The sequence below is a fragment of the uncultured Winogradskyella sp. genome (assembly GCF_963975125.1).
In the GTDB taxonomy this organism is placed as follows: Bacteria; Bacteroidota; Bacteroidia; order Flavobacteriales; family Flavobacteriaceae; genus Winogradskyella.
The window spans coordinates 1-12,037 of sequence record NZ_CAXBGB010000089.1 but is presented as its reverse complement, the minus strand read 5'-3'; the positions used below and the strand labels follow the sequence as shown (position 1 = coordinate 12,037).

At 32.3% G+C, this 12,037-nt stretch carries 10 protein-coding genes and 1 tRNA gene; 6 read left to right on the top strand and 5 right to left on the bottom strand.

Annotated features, from left to right (window positions below):
- Nucleotides 1-117 precede the first annotated feature (117 nt).
- Both AAC053_RS11945 and AAC053_RS11940 read right to left on the bottom strand, forming a co-directional pair.
- Nucleotides 118-1,644, bottom strand: a complete 1,527-nt coding sequence (locus AAC053_RS11945) for an outer membrane protein transport protein (RefSeq protein ID WP_339756866.1) — start codon at nucleotides 1,642-1,644, stop codon at nucleotides 118-120.
- 35 nt (nucleotides 1,645-1,679) lie between these two features.
- The gene (locus tag AAC053_RS11940) at nucleotides 1,680-2,717 is read right to left on the bottom strand and encodes a hypothetical protein (protein ID WP_339756862.1); all 1,038 of its coding nucleotides are present in this window, start codon (nucleotides 2,715-2,717) and stop codon (nucleotides 1,680-1,682) included.
- Between the two features lie 100 nt (nucleotides 2,718-2,817).
- Between AAC053_RS11940 and proS the strand changes: the two genes are divergently transcribed.
- The 3 genes from proS to rpsT all read left to right on the top strand — a co-directional run bounded on the left by proS (nucleotide 2,818) and on the right by rpsT (nucleotide 4,752).
- Nucleotides 2,818-4,296, top strand: coding sequence for a proline--tRNA ligase (gene proS / locus AAC053_RS11935; RefSeq protein WP_339756859.1), 1,479 nt, complete (start codon nucleotides 2,818-2,820; stop codon nucleotides 4,294-4,296).
- A gap of 109 nt (nucleotides 4,297-4,405) precedes the next feature.
- Nucleotides 4,406-4,477 (top strand) — tRNA-Glu (locus AAC053_RS11930).
- A 23-nt stretch (nucleotides 4,478-4,500) separates the two neighbouring features.
- Nucleotides 4,501-4,752 carry a 30S ribosomal protein S20 gene (gene rpsT, locus AAC053_RS11925; protein ID WP_339756856.1) on the top strand — a complete coding sequence of 84 codons (252 nt, stop codon included), beginning with the start codon at nucleotides 4,501-4,503 and terminating at the stop codon, nucleotides 4,750-4,752.
- A gap of 127 nt (nucleotides 4,753-4,879) precedes the next feature.
- Here rpsT and rho read toward each other — a convergent pair whose 3' ends face one another.
- Nucleotides 4,880-6,565: a transcription termination factor Rho gene (gene rho / locus AAC053_RS11920; RefSeq protein ID WP_339756853.1), complete on the bottom strand. Its 1,686-nt coding sequence runs from the start codon at nucleotides 6,563-6,565 to the stop codon at nucleotides 4,880-4,882.
- A gap of 206 nt (nucleotides 6,566-6,771) precedes the next feature.
- Here rho and AAC053_RS11915 point away from each other — a divergent pair, with 206 nt between their 5' ends.
- The gene (locus AAC053_RS11915) at nucleotides 6,772-7,182 is read left to right on the top strand and encodes a DUF4293 domain-containing protein (protein ID WP_339756851.1); all 411 of its coding nucleotides are present in this window, start codon (nucleotides 6,772-6,774) and stop codon (nucleotides 7,180-7,182) included.
- A 64-nt stretch (nucleotides 7,183-7,246) separates the two neighbouring features.
- Here AAC053_RS11915 and AAC053_RS11910 read toward each other — a convergent pair whose 3' ends face one another.
- Nucleotides 7,247-7,741, bottom strand: a complete 495-nt coding sequence (locus AAC053_RS11910; RefSeq protein WP_339756848.1) for a metallophosphoesterase family protein — start codon at nucleotides 7,739-7,741, stop codon at nucleotides 7,247-7,249.
- Nucleotides 7,742-7,889: 148 nt separating this feature from the next.
- On the opposite strand from AAC053_RS11910, the gene truA reads away from it, so the two are divergent.
- The gene (gene truA, locus AAC053_RS11905; RefSeq protein WP_339756846.1) at nucleotides 7,890-8,639 is read left to right on the top strand and encodes a tRNA pseudouridine(38-40) synthase TruA; all 750 of its coding nucleotides are present in this window, start codon (nucleotides 7,890-7,892) and stop codon (nucleotides 8,637-8,639) included.
- Between the two features lie 35 nt (nucleotides 8,640-8,674).
- The gene (locus AAC053_RS11900) at nucleotides 8,675-10,444 is read left to right on the top strand and encodes an ABC transporter ATP-binding protein (RefSeq protein ID WP_339756843.1); all 1,770 of its coding nucleotides are present in this window, start codon (nucleotides 8,675-8,677) and stop codon (nucleotides 10,442-10,444) included.
- Nucleotides 10,445-11,231: 787 nt separating this feature from the next.
- Here AAC053_RS11900 and cdaA read toward each other — a convergent pair.
- The gene (gene cdaA / locus AAC053_RS11895; protein WP_339756840.1) at nucleotides 11,232-12,014 is read right to left on the bottom strand and encodes a diadenylate cyclase CdaA; all 783 of its coding nucleotides are present in this window, start codon (nucleotides 12,012-12,014) and stop codon (nucleotides 11,232-11,234) included.
- Nucleotides 12,015-12,037: the final 23 nt, after the last annotated feature.

The following is a 12,037-nucleotide window of genomic DNA, read 5'->3' as shown; positions in this document are numbered from 1 at the left end:
TAGATAACCGTAAAGAATTTAAAGCCCATTTTACCCTGAAACGATAAATAATTATTTTATAGAAATAGAAAAGCCTAAACATTATGTTTAGGCTTTTCTATTAAGTAAATATTATACCTAAATTCTAAATGCCATGGTCAAAATAACATCAGTAAATTTTGATTGTATTAAAGCCGCATCCGTTAAGCCCACAGAATATAATTGATAATTAATATCACGTTCTGCCTGACTAAATGCTACATCTAAATTAAAATCACCAAAACTATAACCAAAGCCAAGAGAATATCCGTTGAGATTACCGTAAAAAGTATCATCTTTATATGGGCTTTCTTCAAAACGGTAACCACCTCTAAGGCTAAGTTGTTTATGACGATATTCTCCACCAAGTCTATAAGAAGCAGCAGAATCTAATGTATTACTTATGTTATTATTCAATCCAGAGAAAAAAGCATCTGATGTAGGTTTTAATTTAGTGTTGCTATAATCTTTTATAGCATAGTCAAAACTTAATAAACCTTTCTTTCCAAAAACATAAGCTAAACTTGCAGTGATTTTTCCTGGGGTTTGTAATTTATACTCTTCATAGATATTAATTACATTGGGGTTTACTATTTGATTAATACTCGATCCTCCCTCTATTCTGGTTGTGGCCAAATATTGAGATGTTTCATCAGAAATTCGGTACCATGTCGGTGAATTGTATGATAGACCAACTCTAAATTCTTCAGTTAACTTTGCGATACCACCTAATTGAAATGAAAAACCACTACCTGTTGTAAGTAAGTTATTCTCAAAATCTACATTAGTAACTGTAGAACTTGCATTAGAATTCGTTTCACTAAAAAAAGTTGTTCGTTCATAATCGATAAAATGTGAATTTAAGTTCAATCCAAGGTATATTTTATCGTCATAGCTTGTCGCAAAATTAAATGCTAATTTCCCATTGTAACCTCTACTTGCATAGGCATAGCGTTGATTAAAATTTACTCCATTAAGATCTATGTTAGATGTGTAAGCAGTATTTCCATCTGTATCTTCAACAGGGTCGATTATAAAACCTTCGAAACCTAAAAATGCCTGCTGATTTCTATATCCATAAAACGAACCAATTTCATTGTAGGCTTCAGATAATGTTTCGCCCGGAAGTGCTGAAATTTCATCAAGACGTAAACCTAGTGCATTTTGTAAAAAATAATTCCCTATTGTATTGTTAGGATTTATTCCACTTGCAATCCAATCATCATCAAAATCGGCTGTACGATCATAAGCAGCACTTAAGGTAAACTTTGTCCATGGTGAATTTACATTGGTATTTCTAAATACAAATGTAGCTCCCAACTGATTTAAGTCTACGTTAGAATCTGAAGATGAATTATTGCCATTAAAATAACTAATGTCATTTTTAGTATTAAATACACCTAAAGAAAGAGATGCATGACTATTATTAAATATTGCTGAACCTGCAGGATTAATATTTATACTAGACATATCACCGCCTAAAGCTCCAAAGGCACCACTCATAGCTCTAAAGCGAGCTGTACCCTGAATTTCATCCATAGAAAATCTCACTGCATCGGAAATGTCTTGAGCTAAAATATAAGATGTGCTTATCAAGCCTATGCTTAACATAAGTAATTTTTTCATGAGTAATTTTTTAAAATTTGAAATTAAATTAAAATTTATCCTCTACCTTTTCTTCCACTACTAGAAGAGGAACTTCTACTAGAAGATGATCTTACACTGCCAGACGATGACCTTGAACCACGAGTTGATCTCACAGATCCAGAAGATCTTGACCTTCTAGTTGGTGTTGAAGCTCTAGTAGATCTTGCAGGTCTTGTTACTCTAGTACCACGAACTGATCTTGTTGATGTGGAGGTTCTCGTTGATCTTGTGACACCATTATTATTTATACGCCTTGTTGATGAATTATATCTAACTCTTGGATTAAGGCTATTTCTTGTTGTGCTTGCTGAAGATAATCTACGTGTTGAATAATCACGTCTTGATAATGCTGAATTACTTCTTCCTGTACGACTTAAGTTATTATTGTATAATAAAGAACCCCTTCGTCCACTGCTATACGCATATCTATTAGAATTTCTATTGTAGCCGTTATACCCACCATAGCCATAATACCCACCATAACCATAATACCCACCATAACCACCATAACCATAACCATAACCAAAACCACCATAACCATAACCAAAACCACCATAACCCAAACCATAATACCCACCATAACCACCATAGCCATAATACCCACCATAGCCATAATACCCACCAAAACCATAACCACCATTCCATAACCATGGATCATTATATCCATACCAACCGTTGTCAATTATATTAATAGTAACCGTACTATTGCTTTGTCCCCAACCACCATAAGCAGGTCTCTGCTCTAATGTATCTTGGACTCTTTCTACATAATTTCCTTCGTAAGAATCTATATCTGTAAAGGTTTCATTTTCTTCTTTTATAGCATCAACTTCTGCTGAATTCTCTGCAAAATAATTTTTATAATAATTAGAATCATCAGTAGATGTGGTTGCAACTGGTTGCTCAACTTCAGAATTATAATCATCAGAAGTATAAATGCCATCATTATCATATCCTGCATATTGAAAGGAACCACAAGAAGTTAACAAGCCAAGTAAGCCGAGTGCAACAAAAAATGACAATTTCTGTTTTGTAATAGTATTAAATTGCATATCTCTTATATTTTATTGTTGAACAATGTAAAAATAGTTAGTTTTGCTGAACTATTTTTTTATTTAACATAAGCACAATATCTGTGCCAAAACACTGAAGATGAACAAAAATCTTACAAGTAGAGCTGAAGATTATTCTAAATGGTACAATGAATTGGTTATTAAAGCTGATTTAGCAGAAAATTCTGCAGTTAGAGGTTGTATGGTAATTAAGCCTTACGGTTATGCTATTTGGGAGAAAATGCAAGCAGAATTAGATAGAATGTTTAAAGAAACTGGGCATGAAAATGCTTATTTTCCATTATTTGTTCCTAAAAGTTTATTTGAAGCAGAAGAGAAAAATGCAGAAGGTTTTGCTAAAGAATGTGCAGTTGTTACTCATTATAGATTACAAAATGATCCAGATAACGAAGGGAAATTAAGAGTAGATCCTGAAGCTAAACTTGAAGAGGAGCTTATAGTAAGACCAACAAGTGAAGCCATAATTTGGAATACGTATAAGGGTTGGATACAAAGTTATCGAGATTTACCGATTTTAATAAACCAATGGGCTAATGTTGTACGTTGGGAAATGCGTACACGTTTATTTTTAAGAACAGCTGAATTTTTGTGGCAAGAAGGTCATACAGCGCACGCAACAAAAGCAGAGGCATTGGTTGAAGCAGAACAGATGAATGATGTATATGCTGAATTTGCTGAAAATTTTATGGCAATTCCTGTTATAAAAGGAGTGAAAACGGAAAGTGAGCGTTTTGCTGGTGCACTAGAAACATATTGTATTGAAGCATTAATGCAAGACGGAAAAGCACTACAAGCTGGTACATCTCACTTTTTGGGTCAAAATTTTGCTAAAGCTTTTGATGTGAAGTTTACAAATAATGAAGGAAAGTTAGACTATGTTTGGGCTACTTCTTGGGGAGTTTCTACACGTTTAATGGGAGCTTTAATAATGACTCATAGTGATGATAAAGGATTGGTATTACCTCCAAACTTAGCACCTTTTCAAGTTGTTATTGTTCCTATATATAAGAATGAAGAACAATTCGATGCTATTTCTGAAAAATCGGAGTTTATTATTAAGGAGTTAAAAACGCTAGGAATTAGTTGTAAATTCGATAAAAGAACTACTCATAGACCAGGAGCAAAATTTGCTCAGCATGAATTACGAGGTGTGCCATTAAGAATTGCAATAGGCCCTAAAGATTTAGAAAACAAAACTGTAGAATTAGCTCGACGTGATACGCTCACAAAATCTATTGAAAAAATGTCTAGTATTTCGAGTACAATTAAAGACTTGTTAACTCAAATTCAAGACGATTTATTTACCAAAGCTTTAAATTATAGAGATTCACATATCACAAAAGTTGAAAGTCTTGAAGATTTTAAGAATGTTTTAGAATCAAAAACAGGCTTTATTTCTGCGCATTGGGATGGAACTAATGAAACAGAGCAAAAGATAAAGGAATTGACTAAAGCAACAATTAGATGTATTCCTATTGATAATAAATTAGAACAAGGTAAATGTGTTTATAGTGGACAACCATCAACACAACGGGTGCTTTTTGCTAAAGCGTATTAAAAAAAATCCAAAAAAAATATGTTAGTAGTTGCAACATTTAAAAATAGTTGTATTTTTGCATCCGCAATGGAAACATTGTAGGTTCATTTAAATAGTAAAATAACCAAATGGCCCGTTCGTCTATCGGCTAGGACGCATGGTTTTCATCCATGTAAGAGGGGTTCGATTCCCCTACGGGCTACAATTTTAATAAGAAAAAATACAATGGCAAATCATAAGTCAGCTTTAAAGAGAATTAGAAGTAACGAAAAAAGACGTGTACTCAATAAATATCAGCATAAAACAACGCGTAATGCTATTAAAAAGTTACGTGAAATTACTGATGCTAAAGAGGCACAAAAAATGTTACCTTCTGTTATAAGTATGCTAGATAAGTTAGCGAAGAAAAATGTTATACATTCTAATAAAGCAAGTAACTTAAAATCTCAGTTAACTAAGCATGTAGCTGCAATATAATTGTAGATACTTACTAGATATTTAAAGTCTTTTCTCTATGGAAGGACTTTTTTTGTTTCCAAAAATAAAAATGAGTATAAAAAAACCTTGAACTATTAATTCAAGGTTTTTATTTTTTTTCTAAAATCTATCCATTCATAGAGATTAGGAACTCTTCATTGTTTCTAGTTTGTTTGAAACGCTCATTTATAAATTCCATTGCTTCAACAGGGTTCATATCTGCAAGATATTTTCGCATCACCCACATACGTTGTATTGTTGTAGCGTCTAATAAAATATCATCTCGACGTGTGCTAGATGATGTTAAATCTATAGCTGGAAAGATACGACGGTTAGAAATTTTTCTATCTAGTTGTAGCTCCATGTTACCTGTTCCTTTAAATTCTTCGAAAATTACTTCGTCCATTTTAGAACCTGTTTCAGTTAAGGCTGTAGCAATAATGGTGAGAGATCCACCATTTTCAATGTTACGTGCGGCACCAAAGAAACGTTTTGGCTTGTGCAATGCATTAGCATCGACACCACCACTTAATATTTTACCAGATGCTGGTTGTACCGAGTTGTATGCTCTTGCAAGACGTGTAATTGAGTCTAATAGAATTACCACATCGTGGCCACATTCAACAAGGCGTTTCGCTTTTTCTAAAACAATATTAGCAATCTTAACATGCTCATGTGCTTCCTTATCGAAAGTAGAAGCTATAACTTCTCCACGGACGTTACGTTGCATATCTGTAACCTCTTCTGGACGTTCATCAATTAATAATATCATTTGATAAACTTCAGGATGATTAGCTGCAATTGCATTTGCAACATCCTTAAGTAACATTGTTTTACCAGTTTTTGGTTGAGATACTATCATACCACGTTGACCCTTCCCGATAGGAGAGAATAAATCCATAATACGAGTAGAGATCGTTGCTTGCTTCTCAGCTAAATTAAATTTTTCTTGAGGAAATAAAGGTGTTAAGTGTTCAAAAGCAACTCTGTCTCTTACAACATTTGGACTCTGACCATTAATTTTACTTACTTTGATTAATGGAAAGTATTTTTCACCTTCTTTTGGTGGGCGTACATTTCCCAATACAGTATCTCCAACTTTTAGGCCAAATAAACGTATTTGAGATTGTGAAACATAAATATCATCAGGTGAAGTTAAGTAATTATAATCTGAAGATCTTAAGAATCCATAACCATCTTGCATAATGTCTAAAACACCTTCGCTCTCAATTATTGCATCAAATTCAAAATCTGGCTCGCGGTAACGATTTCGGTTATCCTTGTTACCATTATTTTTAGAATTGTTGCCGTGTGTGTTCCCATCTTTAGAACGCTGTTGCCTGTTGTCATTTTTCTGAGGACGTCTCTTATCGTCATTACGATGATTAGGTTTCTTCTGCTCTGGCTCCTTAGCGTTAGACTTGTCTTTTGCAGGTTGGTCTGTATTTGTTTTACGATCCAAATGTTTGCGTTCTAGAGGTTTGTGCTCTTGTGGTTTACCCTCTTGAGTTTTAGTTGTAGTGTCCTCCTTTTTATTAGAAAACTCTAGAGTCTTTTGTTCTTTATTTTCTTTAGGTTTTTGAGGAACTCTAGCGCGCTTTTGAGGCGGTTTGTTTTGCTGTTTAGGTTCTGAAGGAGTTTCTTCAGTGGCCACTTTGTCTTTAACAGCATCAGGGTTTGTCGCTTGGTAATCTAAAATCTGATAAACCAAGTCTAATTTTTTTTGTGTACGGTATTTTGGTACGTTTAGTTGTTTAGCTATATCCTGTAATTCAGGAAGCTTTTTAGCTTTTAACTGAGAAATTTCAAACATTCTTATGTATTATAATTTTGATATTATTAATTCAATGTTTTCTAGATGAAATAAAAAAGAAAAAAGTGAAATTAATTTGGAAGATTAGAACGATGCAACTCAGTGCGTTACCTCTTTCTATTGCAAAAATACGATTTTATTTTAAAACAAATTCTATCTTTTTAAAAAATAAACTACTAATTTTGTATTGCTTTTAGAACAAAGTTATGATACAACGCATACAAACACTTTATTTATTTTTAGCTGCAGCGATTACTGCTGGGCTAATATTTGTGTTTCATTTGTGGACAAACAATGACGATGTTAAAGTATTTGCATTAGATAATTATGCGTATTTAGCCATGTTTATAGGCTCTGCGTTATTATCTTTAATTTCAATTTTTAGTTTTAAAAATAGAAAGTTCCAATTTGTAATGGGACGACTTAATATAATATTAAACTTTATTTTACTAGGAATCTTTGTTTATAAATCTCTAAATTTATCTGGAGAAACTAACGTTTCTGAGAAAGGTATTGGGATTCTTCTTCCTATTTTTTCTATTGTGTGTTTAGTCTTGGCTAACAAGGCTATTAAAAAGGATGAAGATCTTGTGAAATCTGTAGATCGATTACGATGAACCTAAAATCTTAGTAGTATTAGTGCGAAAAACCCAGACTCTGCCGTCTGGGTTTTTCTTTTTTTTACCGCTTTTCAAATTCAATAACTTCTAAGTCCTTAATTTGGCTACCATCAATTTTAAAACGTAACATCGTTCTCACTTTATGAAAACCATGTTTACCTACAGCACCAGGATTCATGTGTAAAAGATTTAATTTTTTATCTGGCATTACTTTAAGTATGTGTGAATGGCCTGTAATAAAAATATCTGGCGGATTAGATTGTAATTCTACTCTAACTCGGTTATTATATTTTGGAGGATAACCACCAATATGGGTTATCCAAACGTCAACTTCTTCACATTTAAATCTGTTATGAAGAGGAAATTCTGTTTTGGCTTTAGCGTCATCTATATTCCCATAAACTCCTTTCAATGGTTTTAATTTTTTGATGCTATCTGTAACTTCTAAATTACCAATATCACCAGCATGCCAAACTTCGTCAGCTTGTTTTACATGTTTAAGTATAGCGTTATCTATATAGCTATGTGTATCTGATAAAAGGAGTATTCTTTTCATTTTTATGCCAAACTTGATTTAGTAGCTATTTCTTTTTAAAGTAGAGCTTTTGGGTGTTTTATAAGTCTAATGTTTTGTTAAGGAGATTCCTGCCTTCGCAAGAATAAAGTTATCTTTGTAGCTTGCTAAGCAAAAATAGGTTAATCTTTTGAGATATTTTTTACAGTTATCATACAATGGTAAAGCTTATCATGGATGGCAAAATCAGCCAAATGCAATTTCTGTACAAGAAGTATTAGAAAAAGCTTTAAGTACTCTGTTTAAAGATACTATTACAATAATGGGAGCCGGAAGGACTGATGCTGGTGTACATGCTTTAGAAATGTATGCCCATTTTGATTTTGAACAAAAAATTGAATCGAAAGATTTAGTTTATAAACTCAATTCATTTTTACCTAAAGATATTGCTATTATAGATGTTTTTGAAGTTGAAGGTGCAGCTCATGCTAGATTTGATGCGATAAGTAGAACTTATCATTATAAGATTTCAACTTTAAAAAATGTATTAGATTACGACTTTGCTTATCAGGTACAATTACCTTTAGATGTTGAAGCTATGAATGAAGCTTGTAAAATCTTATTTCAGTATAAAGATTTTCAATGCTTTTCTAAAAGTAAAACAGATGTAAAAACGTATAATTGTGATATTAAAGAAGCCTTTTGGACTCAGAAGAATAATCAATTAGTATTTACAATTACTGCCGATCGTTTTTTGCGTAATATGGTAAGAGCAGTAGTTGGTACTATGGTTAATATTGGATTAGGTAAATTGAATCTAGAAGACCTACATAAAATCATTGCTTCAAAAAACAGGAGCGAAGCTGGTTTTTCAGTTCCAGCTCATGGATTATATTTGGTAAACATAACTTACCCTAAAACACAAAGAAAAGAGAATTAAAATTGATGAAATTCCCGATTTAACGGAAAATATATATGGCAGAAAACAAGAAAAAAATATTCGATGTTTCTTTATTTAAGCGTCTATTACAATATATAAAACCGTATCGTACGGTTTTTGTGATTTCGTTATTCTGCGTTATAGGTTTGGCAGTTTTTGGTGCGCTAAGACCTTATGTGTTGCAACAGGCCATTGATAATCAAATTGCAGAAAAAAAGTATGAGGGTTTTGTTTTCTATATTGTCATAATGCTTGCTTTGCTTCTTTTCGAAGTGATTTGTCAATTACTATTTATCTATTATGCAAGCTGGCTAGGTCAATCTGTAGTTAGAGATATTCGAGTAAAATTATTCCGCCACATGCTTAAATTCAAAATGACCTATTTTGATAAATCTTCAGTAGGGGTTCTTATTACTAGAGCGGTTACAGATATGGAGCGAATCGCAGATATTTTTGGCCAAGGTTTATTTATGATATTTAGTGATATATTGAAAATGATAGTTGTTGCTGGGATTATGGCCTTTATTAATTTAAAATTGAGCCTTATTGTTTTTATTACATTGCCTATTATAGTTTTTGCTACGAAGATATTTCAGAAGTATATGAAGCGTGCTTTTGAAGATGTACGTAATGAGGTTTCTAATCTTAATTCTTTTGTACAAGAGCGGGTTACAGGAATGAAGATTCTTCAATTATTTACAAGAGAAGCTACTGAGTTTAAAAGATTTAAGATTATAAATGAACGCCATAAAAAAGGTTGGCTAAAAACTGTTTGGTATAATTCTATTTTTTTTCCAATAGCTGAATTTGTTTCATCATTAACTATGGCTATGGTTATATTAGTTGGTGGATTTGATGCGATTTCTGAAAATTCCGGAACTACAATGGGGCATTTAATATCGTTTGCGATGTTTATTCCAATGTTGTTTAGACCATTGTATCAAATTGCAAACAAGTTTAACACACTGCAAATGGGTATGGTAGCTGCAGATCGCGTATTTAAAGTGTTAGATACTAGTTCTAATATCGATGATGCTGGTACTGTAGAAGCCAACCACTTTAAAGGAAATATTGCATTTGATAATGTGAGATTCTCGTATGTAAAAGATGAAGAAGTTTTAAAAGGAATTTCGTTTAATGTTAAAGCTGGTAAAACTGTCGCTATTGTTGGTGCAACTGGTGCAGGCAAATCTACCATTATAAATCTGTTGAATCGTTTTTATGAAATTAATCATGGGACTATTGCAGTTGATGAAACCGATATAAAAAAAATAACTTTAGGCTCATTACGAAATCAAATTGCTGTCGTTTTGCAAGATGTCTTTTTATTTGCTGATACTATTCTTAATAATATTACATTGAATAATCCTGATATTACAGAAGCAGATGTTGTAAAAGCTGCTAAGTCTATAGGTATTCACAACTTTATTTCGAGCTTACCTGGTGGTTACCAGTATAATGTTAAGGAACGTGGAGTGATGTTGTCTTCTGGTCAGCGACAATTAATTTCATTTTTAAGAGCTTATGTAACTAATCCGAGTATTTTAATTTTAGATGAAGCGACGTCTTCTGTAGATTCTTATTCAGAACAATTAATACAAGATGCTACAGATAAAATCACAAAAGGCAGAACATCTATTGTTATTGCCCATCGCTTAGCAACCATTAAACAAGCTGATAAAATCATTGTAATGGATGCAGGTGAGATTGTTGAAATAGGGACACATAAATCCCTTCTCAAAAAAGAAAGCGGATACTACAAAAATCTGTATGAAGTTCAGTTTTTAAAAGCTGAAGCCGTTTAAATCTAAAAACTTATTTAGGCATAAAATCTTAAAGATTCACAACTCCAGTTGCTAGCATTATAAAGAATACTGTAAATGTGAAAATTGCATAGGTTACAAATAATAAAGCAAAGAATAGATTTTAATACTAAATTTCCAAAAGATAATTTAAATATACGTTTAAGGATATAGCAATGATAAAATAGCATTAGTGGCCATGTTAGCATACTTATAAGAAAGTAGTAATTTGGAATAATAAGCAACACAATTTGTGCTATAAACACTAAAATTATACCCAATAAAGACATGGAGTATAGGTAAATAATAATATGCTCTGTGAAATTATATTTTTTGTCTAAAAAAAACAATCCAAGAAATTAAAGCAAATAAAGGAATTAATACTGAGTAAATTAACGAATTGTACTCTAGGGCATTACTAATTGCTGCACCGAAGGATTCTTGCGATATTTTAACACCTTCGAAAAGACGTGAAAAATCTTGGTGTTCTACATAAAACTTCTTAAGAATAAAAACAGAAAGTCCGGATAAGGTTAGTGATAAACCAAAGAAGCTAATCGGATTTATGTACTTTTTTCTAACACCATTGATGTAACCATTAATAACATCTTCTGGTTGTTTAAATAGTTTGTAAATGTTCTGAGTAACTTATTGTCATAGTTAAAAAAGGTTTCACTGAGATGCACAAAGAGATTTCTAAAACTTAAACGTTTTTTAATCACTTTCACATCACAATTTTTGCAGTACTCACCTTGCTCTGATAATTCTGTTAGGCAGTTTTTGCAACTCACTAGCCTAAGTCATTTTTAATCTTTTCTCTGAGTTCATCAGTATCTTTAAACATTACAAATTCTCCATTTTTTATATAAGAAATTTGCCCAGTTTCTTCACTCACGGCAATCGCTAAAGCATCTGTTTTTTCTGTAATACCAACAGCTGCTCTGTGTCTTAATCCAAAACGCTCAGGAATATTCTTTTCATTATTTACTGGTAGGATAACACGTGTTGCTTTTACAACATTGTTATCGATTATTATTGCTCCGTCATGTAATGGGCTATTTTTAAAAAATATACTTTCTATAATTGGTTGAGATACTAAGATATTCATTTCATCACCTGTATTTGTGAGAAAATCTAAGTTGTTGTTGCGTTCTAGGACAATTAGTGCACCGGTATTTGTAGTTGTCATTCTATTACAAGCATTAATAATGGCATCGACATCAGTTGAGGTTTGGTCGTCATTTTTTAAGAACTTAAAATTTTTAAAGAAACTCTTCTTTCCTCCAATATTAGTAGAACCAACCATGAGAAGAAATTTTCTAATTTCTGGCTGAAAGACCACAATAAGCGCAATAATACCAACCTTCATAAATCCATCGAAAATGCTGTAAAGCATGTACATGTTTAGATAGTCGGTTAATCGCCAAGCAAAATAAATAATAAGGATTCCAATAAATATATTGATTGCAACAGTACCTTTTATAAGTTTGTAGATGTAGTAGAGTAAAATAGCAACAAGGAAGACATCAACGAAATCTATAAATCTAAAATCCCAAAGTTGTAAGTTCTCCAAAGGTTAGTCTTTTTGCTAATTTA